Origin of the sequence: Leisingera sp. ANG-S5, assembly GCF_000813925.1 — a bacterium.
Classification (GTDB): Bacteria; Pseudomonadota; Alphaproteobacteria; order Rhodobacterales; family Rhodobacteraceae; genus Leisingera.
In genome coordinates this window covers 76,898-101,321 of record NZ_JWLH01000007.1, presented here as the reverse complement: position 1 = coordinate 101,321, position 24,424 = coordinate 76,898, and the positions used below count along the sequence as shown (strand labels likewise).

The window sequence follows — 24,424 nt, the reverse complement described above, 5'->3', positions numbered from 1 at the left end:
CCATTCAGTTTTGGAAAAACAAGTAAGGCTTTACTGCGCTTCCTGAGATTCTTCGGTGATCTCATTGCCGAGGTTCGAAACATCCCTGCCGAAGCCCTCGGCAGTTTCACATGCGGCCAGACCGGCCAGCGCGAAGAACGCGAGAATGATGCGCATAACGTTTTCCTTATTTCAGTTTGGATGCCACGTTACCGGCAAAGGCACCGATGATGGCGGAATAGAACGCATCGCTGTCAACGGTAACAGTCGCAGGATCGGTGCCCTCAGGGTAGTAGGCATCAAGCTGATCCGCGGAGACCGTGAGATCGTATCGCATGTCCTTGGATGCATCAGGCATGTCGATATCCACATCGCCCTTCAGCACCCATTCGCCGACACCAAGCGCCTGTTCGAAGTTGCTGGCCAGCAGAACCGAGTCAATCTCGACATGAATTTCCGCACCCTCAGTATCAGCATCCGCGATCTGTCCGATCAGACGCTCAGCCAGCGCCGTCTCCAGGTCCGTTTCCAGGCTGGTCCAAACTGCGGCGGCTGAGTGGTTTTCGATCGCGCTCAGATCTGCTGTTACGTCGATTTCGGAGACTTTGGGGCCGGCCACAGCAGCCGTCGCCATAGCCGAAACGAGGGCGGCAGTTCGGATCAGTTGAGTCATCTTTTTGCTCCTTACATTTCTGCCCCGAATGGGGATGCAACGGAGAAACGCACGAGCTTCTTGAACGGTTCCTAAATTGATTGGCTAAAGTTGGAAACGCTCAGGTTCGCTCCTGATTACCACTGAAGAACAAGTGTTGAAATTTGGAAGACGAAGCATGGATGCGCGATTGCGGTCTGTGGAAAAGCCCCCGAATTGTTTCCTGGCAGCTCACCCGAAGATATGCCAGGCTAGGGAACTCTTTGCCGGTTCAAGTGTTTGTCGTGCAGATCCCTGCAGCCGCGCAGGGAAAAGCAGTGGTGCCGGGAGGGTAGGCAGAGTGGACTTTTTCGCGAGCGCAGCAAGCCATTCAACACAGCTGGACTGGGCATTGCGATTGACCGTTGCCCTGGCCGGCGGCGCACTGCTGGGACTGGACAGGGAATTGCGCCACCGCAGGGTAGGCATCCGCACTTACATGATGGTTTCACTTGGTGCAGCGGCTTTCATCATCGTAGGTCTGGAATTTGGCCGTCAGATGCAGGCCGAGGGCCTGTCTTCAGATCCGACCCGCGTGACCCAGGGCTTGATGGGTGCGATAGGCTTCATTGGCGCAGGGGCGATCATCAAGGGCGACAAACGTGTCGGTGGTATCACCACGGCTGCCAGCATCTGGGTTTCTGGAGCGGTTGGAATGGCAGCAGGGCTCGGCTTCACAGTGATGGCCTTTCTTACTGCAGGGTTGGCAGCGCTGCTTTTGTCGGTCAGCCGCTTGATGGCACACCGTGGCGCAGATGACCGGCCCGACATGAACTAACTTTGCAGGGCAGATGATGACAGCAACGCGCCAACTGATTTCTGCATTGGTTGAGCAGTCGCCCGGGCTAGTCCTCTTTTCAGCATCGCAGGAACCATTTCGCTGCTTGACGCGTTGAGAACCTGTGAGCGTCGAGCAGAGGGAACAATGGCGAAGCAAAAGAACATCCACCGCGTCCCCCGTGAAGCGGACCATATCGACCGCAGCCTGAAGCATGCCTTTGACGAGCTGGCGGCGGAACCGTTGCCGGAGCGGTTCACTGATCTGCTTGAGCAGCTGCGCAAAGCTGAACTTCACAAGAAGGACATCCAATGACAGCTGATCCGCGAGATGAGTTGACTGAGCATCTGGGCGCGCTGCGTGCCTTTGCGCTCAGTCTCACCAGGAACTCGGCAACTGCAGATGATCTTGTGCAGGACACTCTGATCAAAGCTTGGAGTAATATCGAGAAGTTCAATGCCGGCTCGAACATGCGGGCCTGGTTGTTTACCATTCTGCGTAACACTTTCTATTCGCTGCGCCGCAAGCGCAAGCGCGAGGTTGAGGATGCTGACGGATCGCTGGCCTTGGCGTTGGCTTCAAAACCCGATCACGATGGCCGCCTTAACATGCGGGATTTCATGCAGGCATTCGAAAAACTTCCGGACACTCAGCGCGAGGCGTTGATCTTGGTCGGTGCAGGCGGGTTTTCCTATGAAGAAGCTGCTGAAACCTGCGGTGTCGCTGTCGGGACGATTAAAAGCCGGGTTGGACGCGCGCGTGCATCGCTTGCTGATTTGCTTAGCCTTCAAGATGACGAGGCGCTGGAACTCACAGACAGTGTAACTGCGGGAATTCTGTCCAATGGCCCAGTCAACTGAGGACTCTGCCGGTTTCTGACCCGATTAGTTTGCGGGCCACGCAATCGTGGCCCGCGCCTGTTTTCATTTCTGGGCATTACCAAATGGGGACAACGCTACGCTCCCCATCCATGCCCTGAAGAAATTGAATGAGTTTTCAGCCGATGCACATGTTTTCGAGAGCGGGGGCTGGCCAATGCCTTTTTTGCTGGGCTAGTCGATAAGGAGATATGTTTGCGTTCAAGGACTTTTTCGGAACCGAACCCGGCATTGTGCGTCTTACAACTGCTGGCAGCCTTAAAGCGCTGCACGACTTGTCCCCAACTTGGTCGTTCCACTGGGCTCCCGACATTGCTGCGGCGGGGGTCATTTTCTCTTGTGTCACCCAGTTTTGCCTAACCGAGACAAGCAGGTCTCCACCGTATTTGGCCGCTGTTCAGGTCCCCTTCCGTCCGCGGCCGCATTGAATGAGGCTTGCAGCCTAAAAAACTGTGTCATGAACCCTCCTGCTTCAATTGCCTTCGATGCGGGCATCCCTTTGCTGGTATTCGGCATCTGCACGAGCGGCATCGGCCAGAGTCTAAGAAACCCGCCTTCCAGACATCGTCGCCTTGGACGAAGGCGGCCAGCTTCTCGAATTTGACGCCGGAGTTGAAAGCATCGAATTCGGCATAGAGGATGTGTCGGTTACCTTTCCCCGAAATCAAGTTCCAAAAACCTGAAAAAGAGATCCGCAGCGGCAGCTGATCAGGTGCTGGAATACCTGAAACGCAGCTTGGCAGCCGCGCTTTCTCCTGATCCAGCGGAGCTATTACAGCACCGGCGGCAAGGAAATCCGGAACCAATCGCCCGCAAAGCCGTTGATGTTAAAGATGGCGCACAGCAGCGCGTAAACATTGAAGGAGAAGAGTCATGCTTGGCTGGGCAATCACATTTCTAGTAATCGCGCTTGTGGCCGCAATTCTTGGTTTCAGCGGCATCGCCGGAGCCTCCGCCGGGATCGCTCAGATCCTGTTTGTGATCTTCCTGGTGCTCTTCGCTCTCTCGATCATTGTTCGTTTTATCAAGCGCTGACGCGGCAGAGCTCCCGCGGACTGCAGAACGGCAGCTAACAAAAGGATATCGACACATGACCAACACAGCCGAAGCAAAAAAGCATTCACCTGAGGGCACCGGAGCCACAGCAGAAGCGGCAAACGGCAGCCTTACCGGCCGCGTGAAAGAACAGGCCGCAGAGACTGTCCAGCAGGCGCAAGAGCAAATTGGTGCCGGGCTGCAGTACAGTTCTGGTGAACTTCAGCGTGTGGCTTCACAGGGGCGGGCATTTGTAAAAGAAAATCCTGGCCTTGCCATCGCTGGTGCTCTGGGGGCCGGCGTATTGCTTGGTTTGGCCATGCGCAGCCGTTTCTAAGGCAACGGTTCAAAACAGTAAATGAAAGCCGCGCTTTTTGGCGCGGCTTTTGGTTTTTCCAAGCGGTCTGAAAACGGCATCGCCGGTAGCGCGACAAGGAAAATTACCCGGTGTCAGGGAACCATTTTTCTTCCCTGTGCGTTTTCTGATCAGAACAGGAAACTGAAGGGAGACTATCATGGAATATGGGCTGATCGGCCTGCTTGTGCTGGCCGCAGATATCTACGCAACCATTCAAATCTTGTCCTCCGGCGCCTCCACCGCAGCCAAAATCCTCTGGACCCTGGTGATTCTCATTCTGCCCGTCGTGGGCTTTATCATCTGGCTTATTGCAGGCCCGAAATCCTCTGCCGCAAAGATTTGACCAGCCGGCATTGGCCTGAAGCGGTCCGGCAATTACAGGCCGGGCCCCGTTTGTTCCAAGAGAACAAACAACGCCAGCGCACGCGTCCTCTTTGTATCCCCGATACCGGAAAGGCTGATGATATGACCGATACTTCTGAATTGGAAAGGCAGGCTCGCGCGCAGGCCGCGGATCTGGGCCGCAAGGCAAAGGATGCAGTTGCAGACACCGTCCGCAACACCGCCGGCGCCGCAAAAGAGCACGCTGCGCGAGAGGTGCAGTCGACTGCAGATGCCGCGGATGCCGCCGCAGATGCATTTGAACCGGGCACCGTTCAGGCGCAGGCGGCGCAGATGATTGCGGGCCATCTGGAGGATGCCGCGCACCGTGTCCGCTCAATGGACTTCGAACAGACGGTACGGGATATCGGTTCATTTGCTCGCAAAAACCCACTGCTGTTTCTCAGTGCCGCATCCCTTGCCGGGTTCGCGGCCACCCGCTTTCTGAAGGCGCGTGCACCGGCGGATGCCGCCTCATTTGCTCAGGAAGGAATGCTGAGTCCGGCGCGTGAAGGGAGTGGCCATGACGCATCCTGATTTACGCGCGGCCCCAGAGCTGTTCCTTGGCACTCTCCGTAACTTCGTTGCCCTGTTGCGCAGCGAATCGGAGCTAGCCAAAGGTGAATTAAAGGAGAAGGCCGCGCAGGCTGGAACCGGGCTCGCCTTCATGACTGCCGCTGCCATTGCCGCTCTGGCAGGTTTGCACGTCCTTGCTGCGGCACTTGTCGCTTGGATTGCCGCCGCCGGGCTATCCCCAGGCCTTGCCGCCCTTGTAGTAGGCGGCGCTCTTCTGACCGCGGCTGTGTGCTTGCTTCTGGCGGGCAAGTCCCGCCTCAGCAGCAAGGCGCTTCTGCCGTCGCGCACCATTCGCAGTATCAAGCAGGACGCTGCCAGTATCAGGGAGGCTGGAAATGCCGGAAATTGACAACCTCGAAAAAAAGGTGGATGCAGACCGCCGCAAACTGGCTGCCTCGCTGTCGGGAGTGACAGATATGCTCGCTCCGCAATCGGTGACCAAGCAGCTCAAGGCCACGGCTCACGGGTACGGCGGCCAGCTTAGTCAGCAGGCAGTGGCCGCAGCCAAACGCAACCCAGCGGCACTGGTGCTGACCGGCGCGGGGCTTGCCCTGATGTTTGCGGGGACCGGCCGCCGTCCGACTAGCCCCGTCGCCAATCCAACAGCAGTTCCGCTGGAGGACTCCTTTGCCGGTTTTGATAACCGCGTCGCCGCCGCGGATGCTGCTATGAAAAAGGAGATGACCGGGATGAGTAAAGAAAGCTTCCGCTCGACCAATATGCGCGAGACTTTGAACGCAGGACTGGACGGCTTGCCTGAGGCCGCCCGGAAACGTGTGCTCAACGCCCGCAGGGCAGCTCTGCAGGCGCAGGAGAAGCTTGAGGCACACGCATCCAAAGCCGCGGCCAGAGGCCAGACCTTTTTTGAAGAGAACCCACTTGCTGCCGGCGCGATTGCGCTTGGCCTTGGTGCGCTGATCGGCGCCCTGCTGCCTTCCACTCGCCGGGAGGATGAAGTTCTAGGAGCGCATCGAGATGCGCTGGCGGCAAAAGCTGAAAAGGCTTTGCGCGACGAGATGGACAAACTGTATCAAACAGCCAACGCCAAGCTGGATCCATCTGCCAGCAAAAAATCACTGCACACCGCTGCCAGCTAATAATGTCCGGAATTCTAGAAAATGTCCTCAGCGGCCGGGGGGTTCGTGTGATGCTGATGATTCTGACAATCATCGGCATCACTGCAGCCCTGCACCTGGCACAGCAAGTCCTCGCGCCGATGAGCTTTGCGCTAGTCTTGGGTGTAGTGGTTTCGCCGCTCGCCGACAAACTGGCCCGGTATGGAGTGCCACGGCTGGCGATCGCCCTGTCGCTTTTAATCCTTTCTACGCTGTTCGTAGCAGTCATTCTTTTGCTGATTGAGCCGCTGATCAATGTCCTCATCGAAGAGCTACCCCGCATCAAGTCCGTGATGGGAGCTTTGATCGACCAAGCATCGTCTCTGCTGCGCGGAATCGAGACAATCAGCCAGGAAATTGAGGAAAGCGTAGGCGCCGAAGCCGTGGAACCACAAACTGCGATCCCTTCGGTAGGGGATGCACTCTGGCTGGCCCCCAGCTTCGTCTCCCAAGTGTTCATATTTGTTGGAACGTTGTTTTTTTTCACTCTGACACGCAATGACCTGTACCGCCTGACAGGGCCACTGGAAATCCGATTGAAACACGCCGACACCGTCGTCGCCAAGTATTTCGCTGCCATCACTTTGGTGAATACCGGACTGGGTGCCGTCACCGCGGCTGCACTAATTGCGCTCGGCGTTGAATATGCTTTGATCTGGGGGCTGGCGGCAGCTTTGCTGAATTACGTCCTGTACCTTGGCCCTTTACTGATTGCAGTCAGTCTGGCAATCGCCGGAATGCTTCAGTTCCATGGGTTGTTTGCTGTTTTGCCACCACTGGCGTTTTTGCTGATCAACCTGACAGAGGCTAATATTGTGACACCTCTTGTTGTTGGGCAGCGCATGGCAATAAACCCGCTGCTGATATTCCTGGCAATTGTATTTGGCCTGTGGCTTTGGGGACCGGTCGGAGCATTTGTCACACTGCCGCTTTTGCTTTGGCTGGGGGTTCTGCTAGCCCCGCAGCCCGGGGCCGCGGACGAACCTGCGCAGGACCCCTTAAACAAGGTGATTTGACCGCTGTCCGGCACCGCAGGGGTGCAAAAACTCTTCACTCCGCTTGTTGTTGATCGTCTAAAAGGTTTTCCCCGCCATCCAGCACTTCACGCTCCCGCTCCGCGGCATCCGCGATTGCCGGCTCTGCCCGCGCTGGATCGGCAGCCTCGGGCAATGCTGCCAATTCAGGTTTAGGAGCCCGCTCTTCTTCAACGGAGTCTCGCTTTGCCGCCGCAGTGGCGCTCGCCCCATCCAGCCGCACCCGGTAAATCGGCTCCGGCAGACCAAATCCTGCGCTTTCCAGCGCCATCTTGGCAGCCCGGATCGCCTCACCGCGCGCCTTGGCGAAATTCACTTCCGTCTGGTTCACCCAGCCGGTGAAAGTCAGGATCACATTGGAGTCTCCGACTTCATTGATCCAGGCGCCGACCTCCGGCTCCTTCAGCACGAATTTCTGAGCCTCCAGCGCAGCAACGGCGGTGGCCAGCGCAGCGGCCAAGTCGGCATCTGCATCTACCCCTAGGTCAAAACAGAACCGGCGATGGGGATCACGGGTAAAATTCACGATACGCCCCTTGTACACTGTGGCATTGGGAATGCGGATATGGTTGCCATCGGGTGAGATCAGGATGGTCGCCCGCGACGTCAACCGCGCCACCGTTCCTTGATCCCCTTGGATGTCGACGAAATCATTTGGCCGGAATGGTTGGCGAAGACTGAGAAGAATGGAGGCAATGAAATTCTCAACCGTGTCGCGCACTGCAAAGCCAAGCGCGAGGCCAACCACGCCTGCCGCACCCAGAACTGCCCCGATCAGCGCTGTTGCGTTCATGATATCCAGAGCCAGAACCAGTCCGGTCAGGATGAAAAGGATGCGTGCAACCGCCCTGTAGACATCCGCAATGAAAGCGTTGGGTGCCAGCCGGGTCCAGATGCCTATCCGCGTCGTCAGCAGCCACCCGCCCGCAGCCACCAGCAGAAAGGCCGCCATTGCGACCAGGAAGATCGGACCGTTTGCCAGCAGATTGCGTGTGCGGGCAGCAATCCGCTCCATGGCCGGAGCCAGCCGTTCTTCAAGGGTGCCGCTGATTTCGGTTTCATTCTCAATAGCCACAACACCGGCCACGCGGTTGATGATCTGCGTAAGCCGGTCTTGCGCCGCATTGTCGATTACTTGACCCGAAACACGAACAACACCTTCGGAAACTGACACTTTCACGCTTCCATAGCCGTTGATTTCAGCCAGCAGGTTTTCAATTCTGCTCAGAATCTCACCATCCCGTACGGCCGCATCACCAACTTCGATCAGGCTGTCGGTCTGCACCGGTTCACGAGCTATCTCCGCTTGACCGGCCACAGTTCCCAAGAACAGCACTGCCGATACAGCCACGCAATGCAAGAACAACCGCAGTTTGCTTAGCGGGGCAACGGTGCTTTCCCTGCTTGGTTCAGCAAAACACTCTACGAGTTCCAATTTTTGCATTCTCCCGATCAAATTCGCACCCGCTGCAAAAGACAGGTCCGCGTTGCGCGGATAAAGGCAGTTCACCCGCCATGACGATGCGTTGTCTACCCCCAGTTTCTGCAAGTGTTCAGCAGGAAAGCAGAGGAACACCTCCCGCTGGGTTGCGTTTGGCCCCCACCAATCCGGGATGCCCGCTTCAAATACGCCTGGTTTCCGCCATGTCGTAGGGCCGAGACTGCGTTACCATTGCTGCCAACGGCCGTTTCGCACTTCGCTAGGCCTTCGGATCCAAAGCTGAAAGGAGCGGCTGCAAGATCGGATTGTCACACGACAAGTGACTTCTCAGGGCGATCGGACTGAAATTTGCTTCGGATTTTCTCCATCACTGGGCGCGGCTCCCCGGAGAAACAGCAAATTATTTATATATATCAAATATCTGGATAGATTTTGTCTAGCTATTTTTTGTTTTCTCCTTTCGGAGGGGACTTTGGAAATAAAACGTTTCAATGGCATGATTTGCCCAGAACTATGTCACAGTTTAATGCATGACGCCTGGCACGGCGCCAAAGCTCCTCCAAAAAATGGAGGCCATATGGGCAGCGAAACTCAAGGTGCGGAAGCACCCGTACTGATCCTTACCAACAACGCGTTTGAAGCAGTTGATATCAGCGATTACCTGACACGCCGTGGTTTGAACGCCATCTTGACCGAAAGTAAAGTCGAGCATTGCACTGGCTTTCTGGAAGACGGATTGCCACCGCCACGACTGGTGTTCTTTGCCTTCCCGCTCAGCAACTCTGCTGCTCGGGACTGGCTTACCGACGCGCTATCTAAGAAGTGGCGGGTCATCTTGGTCAATGGGGATACGGCCGAGCCAGAATTGAAGGCATTGCCCATGCTTACCCGCCCGTTCAAAACCGCCCATCTTGATGCTGTTATGGAGATGGTCGGCGAATAAGGGCTCCTCAGCGCAAAGCAAGGCGGGCGTTCCCGGACTATGATCCCGATCACCAGTTTACCGAGAACACCTATGTGCTGCTGTCGGCGGCTTAGCGGGTATCCGCAGCCGCCGGAGTGCGATGGTCGGGCTGAGAGAGGTTCTGGACTGCAAGGAATCCCGCAGCATTGCGGTGCTGTCCGCCCTGAAACTGGGGCTGTCTCTGTTCGCAATCATGCTGCTGATCGTGGCGGGCACGCTGACGCGCCCTGCCAGCCTTTGCCCGCTGGACCTGCAGATTCTTGCTTGAGCAATTGTTCGGGCTGGCCCGCTTGCCGGTACTGATGCTGACCGGTGCGTTCGGGATATCAGTTCTGTGCGGCTACGGCCAAAACCGCCCGGCTGCCGACCAGCCTTGGATCACCAAGGGGAGCCGCTGCCGCTTGCCTGCTGTGGTTCACCGCCAGCGCAGGGATCACGGTTCATACTGAAACCTTCGACTCCTACAATCAGGTCTTCGGCGTATTGAGCGGCGTCAATATCCGGCTAACCTGATTGTCGCTTTCGGCTTATGCCATGCTTCTAGGTGCCGCCTCCGACACGGACACGGACACGGCGTGACACCGGAACCAAGCAGCCGCTGGCGCGTTTTCTGTCCAAGGGCGCCGCACCGCGACTGACCCGGATTCCAAATGATTTTCAAAGGAGAACGACTCATGGATGACGACCGGTTCACCGGCAAATGGACCGAACTCAAAGGCCGACTTCGCGAGGCCTATGGCGACCTGACTGATGACGAGCTGGAGCAGGCGAAGGGCGAACGCGAGCAGCTGGAAGGGCTGCTGCAGCAGAAACTGGGCAAGACCAAGGATGAAGTCCGCCAGACTGTCGACCGGATCCTGGACAGCATCTGACCAGGCAGGAAAGCCCGGGAGCGAGAGCAATGGGGGCGCAGACTAGATAAGAAATGGGCTTTTCCAACTGGTCTGGTTCAGCATTAAATAAAAAAGGAGGTGCAAGAAACGCGGCAGGCAACCGAAGCCCGAAGACCTGATCCGAAAATTTTGACAGGTTGACGTAGTGGCGGGCCAGGCCGCACGCTCCTCGGCATGTTAACGGCTGGCCCGTTTATTTTGCTGCACTCAGCAGCGCCAAAGGCCGTATACTCTGCTCGATGGTGCTCATGGATCAATCTGAATTCTTCGGTTTAGCCCCCTATCACCTCATGCTTGCGGCGGTGGGTGTAGTGATCATTCTCGCCCATTGGTCGCCGCGCCTTTTTTCCACAAGGGAACCCGCCGCCGCGCCGCTTCTCATGCTGTTGGGCATGGCGGCATACTGGCTGGTCCCGGGCCTGCCTGAGCTTCCTGATCCGCGCGTTCACCCGAAGCCTTGGGAAGTCGTCAGCGAGCTGACCGTGATAGTGGCGCTTTTTGCTGCCGGCCTCCGCTTGGACAGCTTGAGGTCGTGGAAAGATTGGGCTCCGACAGCCAGACTCCTCCTCATCGCGATGCCGCTCACAATTCTGGCGGTTGCCTTACTGGGGTGGGGATTGGGCGGCATGACGGCTGCGGGGGCAATTCTTCTGGGGGCCGTGCTGGCCCCGACAGACCCGGTGCTTGCGGGTGACGTGCAGGTTGGTCCGCCTATGGAAGGCAACGAGCATCCGGTGCGCTTTACGCTGACAACGGAAGCGGCGCTCAATGACGGGCTTGCTTTTCCTTTTGTCTATCTCGGTCTCATCGTTGCCGTTCAGGGGCTGAACCCTCAGGCCTGGCTGGCCGATTGGCTGATGATTGACGTCGCCTACCGGATCTCAGCTGGTGTTGTGATGGGCGCCTGCGGCGGATGGGCACTGGGGCAGGTGCTGTTTTTGTTTCCCCGTTCGGCAGTTCTGGCCGACACGGGTTCAGGTGTGGTAGCGATAGCAGGTGTATTGCTGTGCTACGGTTCAACCGAACTGGTCGAAGGCTATGGGTTCATAGCCGTCACCGTTATGGGCCTGGCACTGCGCCGGATCGAAAATGAACACCGGTTTCACCGTAGGCTGCACGACTTCTGCGAAACTATCGAACACGCTTTGACAGCGCTGCTGCTGGTCGCGCTTGGTCACGTCCTTCCAGTTGTTCTGGAGGACTTCACATGGACGCACCTGCTGCTGGCATTTCTGCTCATCCTTGTGATACGCCCTCTAGCAGGCTGGATCTCTTTAGCCGGGTCGCGTCTGCGTAAGCGTGACCGTCTGGTGGTATCCGTATTTGGTGTCCGGGGGATCGGCTCAGTCTACTATCTTTGTTATGCCGGTGCGCATCTGGAGTTTGTCAATGAACCTGAGCTATGGGCTCTAATCGGTTTGACCATCCTGCTGTCGACTATGCTTCACGGCTTCACGGTCGGCCGCGCCATGGATGAGCTGGCAAAGTAAAACAGCCCAGCTGGACCCACACGCGCAGCCAGTCCAACCCCTATCTCAGGCCTGCAAAACACCGTTTACTTCGAATACTGTGCTGCGGCAGCGCCAGCTGTTTCAGTATCATCCGGGTGGAAACTGGCCGGGCAAGCACCGGCCACCTCAAGCGCGGGGAATGCCCGTCCAGTTCATCTTCGGCCGCATTTCCCATCAAGACAAGCCGGCCGCCGCGGCCCTGAACAGCCTGATCTATCTTGAGCTTAGTCACCTGTTCGGACCCCGCCTCCACGAAAGCTACTGCAATCCGCCGCAAAGGCGTGATCGTAACAAGAGCGTGTTCATGCCCCTCTTGCACGCTGATTTCAGCCACCGGATCGAAATCCGAGATGGTATCGCAGATATCGCAAGTGATCAGGTAATTTCTGGACACCACAAGATAAATGTGTGCTCGGTCTTGACTGGGCTCTTCCATTGCTTTCGCCCCCCTACAATGGGACATACTGGAACTTTTTCGGCGCAGGCGCATTTAACTATGACATAGGTACGAAGGGAGAGGGCCATGCCGCCAACAACCTGCCAGAACTGCCCGTTGCGAAAGCGGCCCGTGTTCACACCAATGTCGCGTGAGGAAGTCGCCTTTACCCAAGAGTTCAAAACCGGCGAGCTGACAGTGGATGCAGGCACGACTATCCTTCTGGAAGGCTCGAACAGCCCGCAACTCTACACGGTGCTCAAAGGCATGGGTACGCGCTACACAACGCTGGAAAATGGCCGCCGTCAGGTCATCAATTTTCTTTTTCCCGGCGATTTTGCCGGGCTGCAGGCCAGCCTGATGGGAGAAATGAAGCATTCAGTCGAAGCGTCTACCTCTATGACGTTGTGCGTGTTCCGCCGGGCCGCGCTGTACGAGCTTTTCCAGCACCATCCGGAGCGCGCGTATGATCTGACCTGGATTGCCGCAGTGGAGGAGCATTTTCTGGGTGAAACCATTGCGTCTCTGGGTCAGCGTGATGCCTCACAGCGCATTGCCTGGGCACTAGTGAGGATTTTTGAACGGCTCAGATCAGTCGGCATGGATGTTAAGGACACGGTACCGCTGCCCTATCGCCAGCAGGACCTCGCAGATGCACTTGGCCTGTCTCTGGTGCATACCAATAAGATGCTGAAAACACTGCGGGAGAGCAAAATGGCAAAATGGCAAAATGGAATGCTGAAAGTCAGAAACCTGCCTGCGCTGGCGGAAATGGCAATGATCGAATTGGCCGCACCAGAACGGCGGCCGCTGATCTAATGCAGCCTCCTTGAAGATCGGACGCCAGTTCGATCCATTCTCAGTTTTGAATCTCTGCGGCAGCCCAAGGCTTCGTGAAGCCGCTATCGGAACAACGCCACGAAACACGCCCTGAATGTCGTACTTGCATTATGGGCAATCGACCGCACTGACAGTTGTTCTGACTTACTGCGGCATGCAAGCGGCCATTTACGCGATTTCCTGACGCTGGCGTGGAACTTTTGGCGGCGTCAATAGTTTTCTCAACAGCAACTCGCAACTGAAAGGACACGGCATGCTCTATTGGGCCCTCGTCTTCTTGGTCGTTGCCATCGTTGCCGGCATTTTTGGATTTGGCGGCATCGCAACGGCCTCCGCTGGGATCGCACAGATCCTGTTCTTCCTTTTTCTGGTGCTCTTCGCACTGGCGCTTATCTTGCGCATCCTCCGCGGTGCCTCTCGCTGACGATCAAGCTGAGCGGCGGCTCAGGTCGTCTTTGGCGATCGCATGCTGCAAGAGACTCGCATACGTCACAATCCGATCCAGTCAACTTCATCACAAGCATCTAGTAGTGCAATCGCTTCGGCATTTTTGCTCCCGACGATCGAAAAAACACTAGATTACCAGAGTTAGGTCCGACTCAGCGCAGTGAATACGGAAACAGCTTAGCTTTGTGGCCGCGTATTTGCCCTAGTGGAACTGGCTTTCCGGCAATCGCCTGCTCAGCCTCACGCGGGAGCGCCAACCCGATGGTGAGAGGCTGCTGTTCTAAGGTCATAAGTAGCAGCGTTCGATAATGGGGCGAGAGGCCGCCGCTCTGGAAGAGGGAAATGCCGAACCAGACCTTGCCTGTTGTCCGTGCGCAAGACGGTCGCGTTCGTGAAGGCTACGTCGCCATATTTTTATATTCTGACAAAGCGTTTGCTGCGTGCTGGAAAGCTGAATTGGTCAATTCCAAGTCGCCGGAATTCAAGGCCAGAGACGGATAAAGTTTCCCAGGCGACTTAAAGACGCCGTTGGCGCGCAATGTGCTGTTCCAGTGCGCATTAAGCCCCGGATCGCTATGCTTTGCGCTTCGGTAATCGATCGGCTCCGCATTTGTGAAGAAGATGTCGAACAATGCCGGATCACCGCAAATGCGGTGGGCGATACCCTGCTCGTTGAGTGCGGCGGATTGCATGTCCATCAGGGTTTGCCCCAGTTCGCGCAGCCGTTCATACTGTCCCGGACGCCGCAGGATCTCCATCGTTTTGAGGCCAGCGGCAGAAGCCACCGGATTGCCCGACAGCGTGCCAAGCTGCATGAGCCACCGCTCTGCCCCCACGGCCGCCTTGTCAAAATGCGACATGATTTCGGTGCTGGCACCGAGCGCCGCCAAAGGAAAGCCGCCCCCGATGATCTTGCCGAGCGTGCAGATATCCGGCGTCACGCCGTAACGTTCCTGGGCGCCGCCATAGGCGAGGCGGAAGCCGGTGACAATCTCGTCGAAAATCAGCAGCACGCCGTGCCTGTCGCACAAATCGCGCAAGCCTTGCAGGAAGCCGGGCTGGGCAGGGATGATACGCTGCAAGGGTTCTGCGATGATGGCGGCGATATCCTGATGTTCGGCCAAAAGCGACCCGACCGCCTCCAAATCGTTAAACGGCGCGATCAGCATGTCGTCGGCCACACCTTGCGGGATACCTGCGCTGTCTGGCACGGGCGAGGGGAAGTTGACCTCGCGGGCCGGGGCCAGGCTCATCTGCGCCTCAGCGGACATGCCATGATAGCCGCCCTCGAATTTGAGGATCTTCGGCTTGCCGGTATAAGCGCGGGCGAGGCGGATGGCATACATGTCCGCCTCGCTGCCAGACGTGACAAAACGGACCTGTTCACAGCAGGGCACTGCTTCGACGATAGCCTCGGCCAGTTCGATGCCTTTTGCATTGTTGGCAAAAAAGGTCATGCCCTGGGGCAGCTGTTCCAGCACCGCTTCCATGACTTCCGGATGGCCATGGCCCAAAAGCATCGGGCCGGAGCCGATCAGGTAATCCACGTATTCGCGGCCATCCTCGTCCCAGACACGGCTCCCCTCGCCCCTCGCAATCACGGTGGAAGCGTCGAAGTTGCCGAAACCGGCGGCGGGAAGAACCTCGCGCGCACGGGTGATCCAATCTGCTTGGGAGTGAAGGCGGTTCATGTGGTCAATCCAGTATCAGGTCGGGCGTGCCGAGACGGTCTTGGTCGATAGCGATGCCCAAACCGGGGCCATCGGGCGGAGTTATGCGGCCATCGGCGCGCGTTGGCGCGCCGGGGGCGAGGCGCGGGCTGACATAGCCCGACAGGTCGCAAACGTTCAGAACACGGCTGGGCGGGGTTGCAGCCCCAATGTGCAGTGCTGCCGCAGTAACGATATCGCTGCCCCAGGTGCACTCGATGCACATCTTTGCCCCAAGATGAAGGCACAGGTCGCGCGCGCGGCGCGCAGCCGAAAGCCCGCCGAACTTTGACAGCTTCAGCGCAACTGCGTCCATGATGCCCAGCCGGTGCCCCTGCAGAAGCGTGGCAGTATCATGTGCCAGTTCATCCAGTTTCATCGGCAGACCTGTGGCCGATTGCACCCGCGCGCACTCTTCCAGCGTGGCGCAGGGCTGTTCCAGCATTACGTCCAGATGCGCCACCCCGCGGCCCGTGCGGATCGCGTCCAGCGTGGTCGCGCCGCAGTTCCAATCACCGTAAACCAGCGGGCCGGGCCCTACCGCCTCACGTACCTTTGTCAGCCGTTCGACGTCCGTTTGCCAATCGCCCGATGCACCGAGCTTGACCTGGAACTGGCTAAGCCCCGTCGCCTGCGCCTCACGAGCGATGCGGGCCATTTCTTCCGGATCGACACAGGTGATGGAATGATACAGCGGCAGAGTGTCCTGCCGGCGCCCGCCCATCAGGGCATGGATCGGCAATCCCGCAGCTTGCCCAGTAATATCCCATAGCGCGATATCCAGCGCGGATTTCGCATAAACATGCCCTGGCAAATAGGCATCGGCCTTGGCCATGAGCGCCTCGGCACCGATAGGATCACCCCCAAGGATTACCGGCGCCAGCTCCTGCAGGGCTGGTGCCACGCCGCGGGCATAGGCAGGCAAGTAATGCGGGATCGGGCAAACCTCACCCCAGCCGGTCAGACCGGCATCGGTGTCGGCTGCGATCACAACAGTTTCGACCGTGTCGCACGTCTTGCCATCGGCCATGTAGTAGGCCGTGTGGCTGGTCAGCGGCATATGCCACAGACGCAACCGCGTGATGCGCGGCTCTACACCGGCAGGCGCGAGCGCTGGAGAGGCAAGCGGGTTCATTCGGCGGGCTCCTGAACAGCATTCGCGCGGGGGAGCAAGCCTTGCGGATCATAAGCCGGTTCGCCCAGTACACGAGCAGCGCGCGGCCGGCCGTGGATGATCACCTCCAATGCGGTGCCGGGTTCGGCGGCATGGGGCTTGATATAGGCAAAGGCGAGGATCTTTCCGGCCGTGTGGCCATAAACAACCGATGCGGTTGAGCCGACGACTTTGCCGCCATGCAGAACAGCCTCGCCGCCGTGCCCGTCGATCTCGCCGTCGGGGTCAATTTCCAGATAGGCGCAGATCCATGGCAGGCCGGTGTTCAGAGTCTTGTCCTTGCCAAGAAAATCTTTATCCGCCTGGACAAAGCGCAAAACGTCTGCCTCAGCCAAGGTGACCTCATTGGTCAGCTCACCCGCGCCTTTGAAGCCTTTCTCCATCCGCATCACATTCATGGCAAAGCTGCCATAGTCAGCGATGCCATGTGCCTGGCCCGCTTGCCAGAGCGCGTCATAAACGTCCGTCATCGCGTCGAAGGGCATGTGGAGCTCCCAGCCCAGCTCTCCTGCGTAGGACATGCGGAAGGCCCAGACAGTGTGCCTGGCAACCGTAATCTGTTGCGCCGAGAGCCAGCGGAAGGATGTATTGTCCAGCGGCGTATCGGTGCACGCGCCCAAAACATCGCGGGACTTTGGCCCGTTCAGCGAAAGCGCACCCCAGCTGTCCGAGAGGGCCGTAATGGTCACATCCGCCCCATCTCGATGCGCGGCCAGATGATCCAGGAGGCGCTGTTCAAAGAACGCAGCGCAGACGAGATAGAACCGGTCCTCCGCCATGCGCACGATCGTTGTTTCCAACTCGATCCGCCCGCGCCGGTTCAGCATGTGCGTGAGCGTGATCGACCCTGTCTTCTGCGGCATCCGGTTTGCGGTCAGCCGGTCCAGCAGCGCGTAGGCCTCCGGCCCCTCGATCTGCACCTTGGTGAAAGCCGTGACATCCATGATCCCGACGGCTTCGCGCACCGCCTTGACCTCTGCAGCGACCATGCCGTCTGCAGGTGTGCGGCGGAAGGAATAGTAATCGCGCTGTTCGATGCCTTTGGCAAACCAGCGCGGCCGCTCAAAGCCGTAGACTTCTTCAAACACTGCCCCCTTCGCCTTCAGCGTCTCGTGCAGCGGTGACGGCTTGACCGGCCGCCCGGCAAGACGGTTGAAATGCGGGAAAGGGATTTCGTGGCGCAGGCAGTAGTCCTCCTTGGCCTTAATGACCTGCCAGTCCTTGTCAGCGTAAGATCCGAACCGGCGCGGGTCATAGTCGCGCATCGAGATATCCGCCGCGCCATGCACCATCCAGCGCGCCAGTTCGCGCGTCAGGCCCGGGCCCCAGCCGATGCCGATCTGGGTGCCGCAACAGCACCAGTAATTGCGCACGCCAGGCGCGGGGCCTATCAGCGGGTTACCGTCGGGCGGGTGGCTGATGGCGCCATGGACGTCGCGGCTGATGCCAAGTTCAGCGAAAATCGGCATCCGGTTCAGGCTTTCCTCAAGCCAGGGCATGACACGATCATAGTCCGGCGCGAAAAGTTCGTTCTCTGCCTCCCAAGGGCAGTGATCCTCCCACACCGTGTTGGGGTTGGCCTTTTCATAGATGCCGATCAGGCCCTTCTTCTGTTCCATCCGGATGTAGCCCGAGACCTTTCGATCATCGCGGATCACAGGCAATTCCTGCTCCAGATCGCGGAATTCCGGCACTTCGTCGGTAACGAAATAATGGTGCGTCATCGACGTCATCGGCAGTTGCAGGCCCGACCATTCGCCCATCTGCCGCGCGTAGGTGCCGCCCGCGTTGACAACGTGTTCACAGGTGATCGTGCCCTGCTCGGTCTCAACCACCCACTCGCCGTTTGCCGCCTGAGTGATATTCGTGGCCCGGCAGCGGCGGATGATGCGCGCGCCTTTTGCGCGGGCGCCGGCTGCCATGGCCATTGTCACATTGGTTGGGTCCACATGGCCATCATCGGGCGTGTGCAACGCTCCCAAAACGCCGTCGAGGTTATAAAACGGGTGCAGCTGCGCCACGCGGTCCGGGCTGGCAAGCTCGATGTTGAACCCCAAAGACCGGCCGACCGATAGCGTGTGGCGCAGCCAGTCCATCTCATCCTCGGTATAGGCCAGCCGGAACGACCCGCACCCATGCCATGTCACAGCCTGACCGGTTTCCGCTTCCAGCGCGCCGGAATAGAGCCCGATATTGTAATCGACGCATTTCCCCAGCCCGAAACTGCTGGTGGAATGTGTGATCTGCCCCGCTGCGTGCCAGGTGCTGCCCGAGGTCAGTTCAGCCTTTTCCAGCAAGACCACCTCTGGCCCCCAACCCTCATGCGCGAGGTGGTAGGCAAGCCCGACCCCCATCACACCACCGCCTACGATGACCACGCGGGCGTGGCTGGGAAACTGCTTTTCCGACATGGTCGCTTCCTTTGTCCGGGAGTCGCAAAACATGTGGACAGGCTAAGAGTACAGATGTATCACTGTCAATCATGAATGACACAAATGTATCACGCCGTGTATTGGACCGCCTCGCCGAAGTGTGGGATGCGCTGACGCCCGAAGCGCAGAAAGCCGCGCGCTATGTATTGGAAAACCCCAATGATGTGGGGGTTTCAACCGTGCGGGAGATCGCCGAGGCAGCCAACGTCAAACCCAACACCTTCGTGCGCATGGCCCGGCAGGTGGGTTTTGAGGGCTACGAGGATTTCCGCGCGCCCTTCCGTGAGGCGATCCGCAATGGGGCCGTCAGCTTTCCTGACCGGGCGCGCTGGCTGCAGGACATCCGCAAATCAGGCGATCTGGGCGGGCTCTATGCCGACATGGCCGAAGGTGCGATCCGCAACCTGGAAGACACATTCGCAAGCATCGGCGCCGAGGCCCTGAAATCCGCGGCGGAGGCGATTTGGGCCAGCCGGCAGGTCTTTACGCTGGGTGTCGGTGTGAACAATGCGAACGCGCGCAACTTCACCTACCTCGCCTCTACCGGCATGGTGCAGTTCCACGCCATCCCGCGCCCCGGCTCCACCCCCACAGATGATCTGGCCTGGGCCGACAGCCGCGACGTGTTGATTGCAATGTCCATGCGCCCTTACCGCAGCGAGGTCATGGCCGCCATCAAGGTGGCTCGCGAACAGGGCATGACCATCATCGGCCTCAGCGACAGCCCGGCCAGCCCGATCATCAGGGCCGCAGACCATGGCTTTGCCGTCGCCGTGGACACGCCGCAATTCTTCCCGTCATCCGTCTCAACCATCGCATTTCTTGAAACGCTTTTGAGTTTCGTGATTGCCGTAGCCAGCGACGAGATCGTTGACCGGGTCGAGACATTTCACAGCCGCCGGCATCAGCTTGGCATTTACATGGAGGAGCCGGAATGAAGGACGAAACACCACCAGTCCGGTCACTGGACGCGCGTTACTACACCGACCCGCAGGTTTTTGAGATCGAAAAGGCCGGGCTGCTGGCGCGCACTTGGCAATTCGCCTGCCACGCCAGCCAGCTGGAAAACCCCGGCGACTACGTGGCTTTTGAGATGGGTGATGAAAGCCTCTTTGCGATCAGGGGCCGCGATGGCGAAATCCGCACCTTCTACAATGTCTGCCAGCATCGCGCGCATCAGCTTGTCAGCGGGATCGGCAGCACCCGCGTCGTGGTTTGCCCCTACCATGCATGGACCTATGAGCTGACCGGCAAGCTGCGCGCCGCACCCAACGCGAAATCCGTGCCGGGGTTCGACGCGTCGAAAATCTGCCTGACAGAGGTTCGGACAGAGGTCTTCCTCGGCTTTGTTTTCGTCAACCTTGATTCCGATGCCGAACCGATGGACGCGTGGTTTCCGGACGCGCGGGCCGAGATCGAGGCATTTGTGCCCAACTGGGCCGATCTGAAGCCATTGGAATGGGTTGAAATCCCGGAGAACTGCAACTGGAAAGTCTCGGTTGAGAATTACTCGGAGTGCTACCATTGCTCGCTGAACCATCCGACTTTCGCTACTGGGGTGATCCGGCCGGAAACCTACGATATTCAGCCGCAGGGCTTTTGCCTGCGCCACACGACGGAATGCAATGAGCTGAGCCAGATGACCTACGGCATCGACAGCGGGTTCCCTAACAACGACAAGTATTCCAGCTGGTTCCTGTGGCCGATGTTCAGCTTTCAGGTCTATCCCGGCAACCTGCTGAACACCTACCATTGGCGGGCTGTCGATGCAGATCACGTCGTGGTCTGGCGCGGCTGGTACTCTGCCGGCGGCTATGACGACGAAACCGTCCGCCGCATGGCGCAGCAGGACCGCGCCACCACGGTCGAGGAAGATATTCACCTTGTTGAAAGTGTGCAGCGCGGCCTGAAATCGCGCGGTTACGTGCCCGGACCGCTGGTTGTTGATCCCGCCTGCGGTGTCAATTCGGAACACTCTGTGATGCACCTTCAACGCTGGATGCGGGAGGCCGTTGATGACTGACGTGAAACCCTATTGGCAGAACTACATAGACGGCGCATGGTCCGACGGCGGCGCGGGCCGTATCAGCGTGACCGACCCTGCGACCGGCGAACGGATCGCAGAGCACGCCCTCGCTGATGCGGGTGACGTGGACCGCGCTGTGCAAGCGGCGCGCCAGGTTCATCTGTCCGGCGCATTGACCGCCATGCGCCCGATCGAAAGGGGCCGGATGGTTCAGGCGATGGGCCGTTACCTGCTTGACCACAAGGACGAAATCGCGCGCATTCTGACACTCGAGCAGGGCAAGCCCCTTTGGGAAAGCCACGTCGAGGTCGAGGGTGCTGCGCTCTATTTTGAGTATTACGGCAATCAGGCCAGCACGGTCGAAGGCCGCTCCATCCCCCTTGGCGCCGGCTATATGGACTGGACAGAATACGAACCGTTCGGAGTGTCCGCGCAGATCATTCCATGGAATTATCCGGTCGAGATGACGGCCCGGTCGCTCTCGGCCGCGCTGGCCACCGGCAATGCCTGCGTCATTAAATCACCCGAAATGACACCGCTCACCAATGCCTATCTGGCCCAGGCAGCTGAGGCGGCGGGTTTCCCGCCCGGCGCCGTGAACGTTGTCTGCGGGCTGGGGCGCGACGCGGGTGCGGCGCTGGCCGGGCACCCTGACGTGAACCAGATCGTGTTTACCGGCTCGGTGCCGACGGGCATTGCCATTGCATCCGCAGCCGCCCGGAACGTGGTGCCCTGCGTGCTGGAACTGGGCGGCAAGTCAGCAGCCATCGTGCATGAAGATGCCGATCTGGACGCCTTCGAGAATGACATCCGCTGGGGAATTTATTTCAACGCCGGCCAGGTTTGTTCAGCCATGTCCCGCGTGGTCGTTCACGAAAGCCGCCATGACGAGCTGGTCGAGCGGGCGGCGGCAGTCGCCAAATCCCTTTCAGTTGGCCCTGGCATCGACCGCCCCGGGTTTGGCCCGAACATGGGTGCGATGGTGAGCGACGGTCAGCGTGACCGCGCCGTCTCGATGATTGCGCGCGCCGAAGCACAAGGCGCACAAGTTGCCGCGGGCGGGCGCAAGCCCAACCGCCCCGGTGCGTTTCTAGAACCCACAGTGCTGTCGGGCGTGACACGAGACATGGAGATCGCCAGCCAAGAGGTGTTTGGCCCGGTCCTGTCTGTCCTGTCCTTCCGCGACGAGGCGCAGGCCGTCGAGATCGCCAATAGTACTGACTATGGCTTGGTGGCCGGCGTCTTCACTGCCGATCTTGACCGCGCAACCCGCGCGGCACGGCAACTGCGCGCAGGTCAGGTTTTTGTCAACGAATGGTACGCAGGCGGCGTTGAGACCCCCTTTGGCGGTTACGGCAAATCCGGCTATGGCCGTGAAAAAGGCCGCGAGGCGCTTTGGAACTACGTGCAAACCAAGAACATCGCGATCCGGTTGAAAGGATAAGAAATGAGCACATTTGACGAAGATCTGTTCCTGAAGGGACTCGCGCAGCGCAAGGCTACGCTTGGGGCCGGGTATGTCGAAAAAAACCTCGCCGCCGCCGATGACTTCACCCGCCCCTTTCAGGAAGCGATGACGGCCTGGTGCTGGGGTTTTGGCTGGGGCGATGATGTGATCGACGCCAAGACGCGCTCAATGATGAACCTGTCGATGATCGGCGCCCTGGGCAAGATGCACGAATGGGAAATCCACTGCCGCGGAGCGCTGAACAATGGCGTCACTCAAGATGAAATCAGAGCGATCATCCACGTGATCGGCATCTATTGCGGCGTTCCGCAAGCGCTGGAGTGTTTCCGCGTGGCGCGGCGGGTTCTGGAGGAAGGCCAGCGTCCATAATAATCTGAGCAAGCCCGCGAATGCACGAGGGCACCCCGATCAGATGAAGACAGCCCATTCAGCACACTCCCGGAACGATGGCCGAATGACCGCTTTATTATGCGACTAAGACATTTGTCCGTTCCACGGCATCAGCCGCTATGGGCTCACACAACGCCTTCTTTTCAACCACAAAGCGGCGTGGGAATCTGGACCGCCAACGTTGGGGTGGCGCTGAGGCGGATGGGGGAAACATCATGACCATCGCCAACATGCCTGCTATTCGCGCCTGCCAGCCTGGCACGAGGGCCGCGTCGTGGCCGGAAGCGCCCTCTCATTCCCAAACATGTCTTGGCCATCCGGGTGCGTCTGGAAATCGCAATGAACCAGCGCGACCTAGCGCTTTTCAACCTGACTATCGACAGCCAGCTGCGTGACTGCAATCTCGTCACTCTGAAGGTTGTCGACATCTATGCCTCTGGTCAGCTCAAGGAGCGCGTGTCAATCATTCAGAGCAAGAACAAGCGGCCACTTCGTTTCGAGATAACCGAAGGGACGCGCAAATCGATCCTGCGCTTGATGGCGGAGACGATCATGATCGGTTCCTAATTCCTTTGGCCGGGCAGTTTCCACGAATGGCTGCACATCTCGTCGCACCAAAAAGCTCACACACACGGCTACATGGACTGTGCGAGCTTCAAAACCTCATCTCGCAACCAGTTGACTGCCGGGTTGTGACGGCTGCGCTCGTGGCGCACCAGGTGATAGGCAAAGCTGCATTGCGGCTGGAATGGCGCCGAACAAAGCGGTGTCAGTTTTTGGACTTGCTCTGCCAGCCTTTTAGGCACTGCTGCAACCGCATCTCCCTGTCCGACAAGGAAAGGCAGTGTCGTGAAATAGGGCTGCTGGAACACAGAAATCGAGTGATCGCCGTTTGTCCGCATGATCGTATCCGGTTTCAAATCGGTTATGTCCGGGAAATTGAACTCGATTAACCGGTAGGGCGAAACATCCTGCGGAGTGAGAGCTGGTTTCGACTGTGCGCTTTCTTGAAGCGGGTGGCCTTGCCGGAAGAGGACTGCGTAAGTCTCATCATACAGCTTCTGGATAAGCAGATCTTCCTTGGTGTCCAAGTCTGCATACAGCAGCAGATCAATTGCGCCTCTTTCTAGGTCGGTGAAGCTTTGCGGCACCAGCGGCGTGACATCGAACCTCACCTTTGGCGCAGTGACGGAAAAGACTTCCATCAGAGGTCCCAGAACAGCAGCCACGCCGTAATCCGTCGAGGCGATGCGATAGCAGTCACTGGACTGTGCCGGGTCGAAGACGAACGGTCTGAAAACATCAGCAACTGCCGAAATCGCAGCTTCGACAAGACCATTCAGGCCCACAGCATGATCTGTCAGCTGATAACCGGTTTGCGTTCGGATCAGCACCGGATCCCCAATCAGGTCCCGCACACGGGCGAGGATCCGGCTGGCGGCGGGCTGGCTGATCCCCAAGTGCAGGGCCGTGCGCGTCACGCTGCCGGTCCGCAGCAGAAGCTGCAGGAACCGCAGGGCCCGCATATCCAGGGCCGCCAGATCTGAATCCATTTTATGCATGCTGATCATGCTATTTTTGACATTCTGATTATGTCAATAGCCCGATACCTGAAAGGCGAAACCGGCTTTGGCGTATCAGATCAAACTTCCTGGACCTGATCTTCAGACGCAGCGGCCACCAATCAGGATACGAAAGGACTGCCGCAATGCTTACTCGGCGCACATTCAACTCAATTGCGATTGCATCCTCCTTAACCGGGGCCTCGACAGCCTGGGCAGGTACTTCTGCGCCTTCTGGCGCTGGAGATTCAGCAGCGCCCGGTACCTACGAGGCCCAAACAGTTTCCTTTCCGAGCTCCGGGGAAA

The 24,424-nt window shown here is 58.5% G+C and carries 29 protein-coding genes; 21 read left to right on the top strand and 8 right to left on the bottom strand.

Translation table 11 applies throughout. The features are described 5' to 3' along the window. Positions 1-30 precede the first annotated feature (30 nt). Positions 31-156, bottom strand: coding sequence for an entericidin A/B family lipoprotein (locus tag RA25_RS12460; RefSeq protein WP_039172724.1), 126 nt, complete (start codon positions 154-156; stop codon positions 31-33). Positions 157-166: 10 nt separating this feature from the next. Further along, positions 167-652: a hypothetical protein gene (locus RA25_RS12455; protein ID WP_039172722.1), complete on the bottom strand. Its 486-nt coding sequence runs from the start codon at positions 650-652 to the stop codon at positions 167-169. A 376-nt stretch (positions 653-1,028) separates the two neighbouring features. Here RA25_RS12455 and RA25_RS12450 point away from each other — a divergent pair, with 376 nt between their 5' ends. The 10 genes from RA25_RS12450 (at position 1,029) to RA25_RS12410 (ending at position 6,807) form a co-directional block, all read left to right on the top strand. Continuing rightward, complete coding sequence (locus RA25_RS12450; RefSeq protein ID WP_019296347.1) at positions 1,029-1,448, top strand: MgtC/SapB family protein; 420 nt, start codon at positions 1,029-1,031, stop codon at positions 1,446-1,448. A gap of 147 nt (positions 1,449-1,595) precedes the next feature. After that, positions 1,596-1,763 carry a NepR family anti-sigma factor gene (locus RA25_RS23010; protein WP_019296346.1) on the top strand — a complete coding sequence of 56 codons (168 nt, stop codon included), beginning with the start codon at positions 1,596-1,598 and terminating at the stop codon, positions 1,761-1,763. Further along, positions 1,760-2,308 (top strand): RNA polymerase sigma factor, encoded by a 549-nt coding sequence (locus RA25_RS12445; RefSeq protein WP_019296345.1) that lies wholly within the window; start codon positions 1,760-1,762, stop codon positions 2,306-2,308. The genes RA25_RS23010 and RA25_RS12445 overlap by 4 nt, the downstream gene beginning before the upstream one ends. An 891-nt stretch (positions 2,309-3,199) precedes the next feature. Next, positions 3,200-3,361, top strand: a complete 162-nt coding sequence (locus RA25_RS22400) for a DUF1328 domain-containing protein (RefSeq protein ID WP_019296343.1) — start codon at positions 3,200-3,202, stop codon at positions 3,359-3,361. 55 nt (positions 3,362-3,416) lie between these two features. Then, on the top strand, positions 3,417-3,698 hold the full coding sequence (locus RA25_RS12435) for a hypothetical protein (protein ID WP_019296342.1): 282 nt from the start codon (positions 3,417-3,419) through the stop codon (positions 3,696-3,698). 178 nt (positions 3,699-3,876) lie between these two features. Continuing rightward, entirely contained in the window at positions 3,877-4,062 is a 186-nt protein-coding gene (locus tag RA25_RS12430) for a PLD nuclease N-terminal domain-containing protein (protein WP_039172719.1), read from the top strand. Between the two features lie 50 nt (positions 4,063-4,112). Beyond that, positions 4,113-4,637 carry a hypothetical protein gene (locus RA25_RS12425; protein WP_152612200.1) on the top strand — a complete coding sequence of 175 codons (525 nt, stop codon included), beginning with the start codon at positions 4,113-4,115 and terminating at the stop codon, positions 4,635-4,637. Continuing rightward, positions 4,624-5,025: a phage holin family protein gene (locus RA25_RS12420; protein WP_039172716.1), complete on the top strand. Its 402-nt coding sequence runs from the start codon at positions 4,624-4,626 to the stop codon at positions 5,023-5,025. The genes RA25_RS12425 and RA25_RS12420 overlap by 14 nt, the downstream gene beginning before the upstream one ends. Next, a complete protein-coding gene (locus tag RA25_RS12415; RefSeq protein WP_019296338.1) occupies positions 5,012-5,773 on the top strand; it encodes a hypothetical protein in 762 nt (253 codons plus the stop codon). The genes RA25_RS12420 and RA25_RS12415 overlap by 14 nt, the downstream gene beginning before the upstream one ends. A 50-nt stretch (positions 5,774-5,823) precedes the next feature. Further along, complete coding sequence (locus tag RA25_RS12410; protein ID WP_241477407.1) at positions 5,824-6,807, top strand: AI-2E family transporter; 984 nt, start codon at positions 5,824-5,826, stop codon at positions 6,805-6,807. Positions 6,808-6,841: 34 nt separating this feature from the next. Here the strand turns inward: RA25_RS12410 and RA25_RS12405 are convergent, their stop codons facing one another. After that, positions 6,842-8,374, bottom strand: a complete 1,533-nt coding sequence (locus RA25_RS12405; protein WP_237754568.1) for a mechanosensitive ion channel domain-containing protein — start codon at positions 8,372-8,374, stop codon at positions 6,842-6,844. Positions 8,375-8,792: 418 nt separating this feature from the next. Between RA25_RS12405 and RA25_RS12400 the strand changes: the two genes are divergently transcribed. From RA25_RS12400 to RA25_RS12390, 4 genes are all read left to right on the top strand, one after another. Beyond that, the gene (locus RA25_RS12400; RefSeq protein ID WP_241477406.1) at positions 8,793-9,209 is read left to right on the top strand and encodes a hypothetical protein; all 417 of its coding nucleotides are present in this window, start codon (positions 8,793-8,795) and stop codon (positions 9,207-9,209) included. Between the two features lie 121 nt (positions 9,210-9,330). Further along, the gene (locus tag RA25_RS23005) at positions 9,331-9,498 is read left to right on the top strand and encodes a hypothetical protein (protein ID WP_193747975.1); all 168 of its coding nucleotides are present in this window, start codon (positions 9,331-9,333) and stop codon (positions 9,496-9,498) included. 406 nt (positions 9,499-9,904) lie between these two features. Further along, positions 9,905-10,102 carry a CsbD family protein gene (locus RA25_RS12395; protein ID WP_019296333.1) on the top strand — a complete coding sequence of 66 codons (198 nt, stop codon included), beginning with the start codon at positions 9,905-9,907 and terminating at the stop codon, positions 10,100-10,102. A 269-nt stretch (positions 10,103-10,371) separates the two neighbouring features. Next, on the top strand, positions 10,372-11,613 hold the full coding sequence (locus tag RA25_RS12390; RefSeq protein WP_036762041.1) for a cation:proton antiporter: 1,242 nt from the start codon (positions 10,372-10,374) through the stop codon (positions 11,611-11,613). 40 nt (positions 11,614-11,653) lie between these two features. Here RA25_RS12390 and RA25_RS12385 read toward each other — a convergent pair whose 3' ends face one another. Then, positions 11,654-12,070 carry a hypothetical protein gene (locus RA25_RS12385; RefSeq protein ID WP_039172711.1) on the bottom strand — a complete coding sequence of 139 codons (417 nt, stop codon included), beginning with the start codon at positions 12,068-12,070 and terminating at the stop codon, positions 11,654-11,656. A gap of 87 nt (positions 12,071-12,157) precedes the next feature. Here RA25_RS12385 and RA25_RS12380 point away from each other — a divergent pair, with 87 nt between their 5' ends. Together RA25_RS12380 and RA25_RS22395 are read left to right on the top strand one after the other, a co-directional pair. Then, positions 12,158-12,889 carry a Crp/Fnr family transcriptional regulator gene (locus RA25_RS12380; RefSeq protein WP_039147917.1) on the top strand — a complete coding sequence of 244 codons (732 nt, stop codon included), beginning with the start codon at positions 12,158-12,160 and terminating at the stop codon, positions 12,887-12,889. Positions 12,890-13,163: 274 nt separating this feature from the next. Next, positions 13,164-13,334: a DUF1328 domain-containing protein gene (locus tag RA25_RS22395; RefSeq protein WP_039147913.1), complete on the top strand. Its 171-nt coding sequence runs from the start codon at positions 13,164-13,166 to the stop codon at positions 13,332-13,334. Positions 13,335-13,755: 421 nt separating this feature from the next. Here the strand turns inward: RA25_RS22395 and RA25_RS12370 are convergent, their stop codons facing one another. From RA25_RS12370 to RA25_RS12360, 3 genes are read right to left on the bottom strand one after another with little or no spacing between them, the layout of a single operon-like run. Next, positions 13,756-15,048 carry an aspartate aminotransferase family protein gene (locus RA25_RS12370; RefSeq protein ID WP_039172708.1) on the bottom strand — a complete coding sequence of 431 codons (1,293 nt, stop codon included), beginning with the start codon at positions 15,046-15,048 and terminating at the stop codon, positions 13,756-13,758. Positions 15,049-15,052: 4 nt separating this feature from the next. Next, positions 15,053-16,201: a mandelate racemase/muconate lactonizing enzyme family protein gene (locus RA25_RS12365; RefSeq protein ID WP_052254238.1), complete on the bottom strand. Its 1,149-nt coding sequence runs from the start codon at positions 16,199-16,201 to the stop codon at positions 15,053-15,055. Then, positions 16,198-18,651: an FAD-dependent oxidoreductase gene (locus RA25_RS12360; protein ID WP_039172705.1), complete on the bottom strand. Its 2,454-nt coding sequence runs from the start codon at positions 18,649-18,651 to the stop codon at positions 16,198-16,200. Before RA25_RS12360 ends, RA25_RS12365 begins: the two co-directional genes overlap by 4 nt. Before the next feature lie 71 nt (positions 18,652-18,722). Between RA25_RS12360 and RA25_RS12355 the strand changes: the two genes are divergently transcribed. The 5 genes from RA25_RS12355 to RA25_RS22150 all read left to right on the top strand — a co-directional run bounded on the left by RA25_RS12355 (position 18,723) and on the right by RA25_RS22150 (position 23,123). Further along, a complete protein-coding gene (locus tag RA25_RS12355) occupies positions 18,723-19,610 on the top strand; it encodes a MurR/RpiR family transcriptional regulator (protein WP_029204827.1) in 888 nt (295 codons plus the stop codon). Then, positions 19,607-20,695: an aromatic ring-hydroxylating oxygenase subunit alpha gene (locus RA25_RS12350; RefSeq protein WP_039172701.1), complete on the top strand. Its 1,089-nt coding sequence runs from the start codon at positions 19,607-19,609 to the stop codon at positions 20,693-20,695. The genes RA25_RS12355 and RA25_RS12350 overlap by 4 nt, the downstream gene beginning before the upstream one ends. Continuing rightward, on the top strand, positions 20,688-22,142 hold the full coding sequence (locus RA25_RS12345) for an aldehyde dehydrogenase family protein (RefSeq protein WP_039172698.1): 1,455 nt from the start codon (positions 20,688-20,690) through the stop codon (positions 22,140-22,142). The genes RA25_RS12350 and RA25_RS12345 overlap by 8 nt, the downstream gene beginning before the upstream one ends. Before the next feature lie 3 nt (positions 22,143-22,145). Next, positions 22,146-22,535, top strand: a complete 390-nt coding sequence (locus RA25_RS12340) for a carboxymuconolactone decarboxylase family protein (protein ID WP_039172695.1) — start codon at positions 22,146-22,148, stop codon at positions 22,533-22,535. Positions 22,536-22,895: 360 nt separating this feature from the next. After that, complete coding sequence (locus RA25_RS22150; protein WP_152612199.1) at positions 22,896-23,123, top strand: hypothetical protein; 228 nt, start codon at positions 22,896-22,898, stop codon at positions 23,121-23,123. 68 nt (positions 23,124-23,191) lie between these two features. On the opposite strand, the gene RA25_RS12330 is transcribed toward RA25_RS22150, so the two are convergent. Beyond that, positions 23,192-24,127, bottom strand: coding sequence for a LysR family transcriptional regulator (locus RA25_RS12330; RefSeq protein WP_039172692.1), 936 nt, complete (start codon positions 24,125-24,127; stop codon positions 23,192-23,194). Between the last annotated feature and the right edge of the window lie 297 nt (positions 24,128-24,424).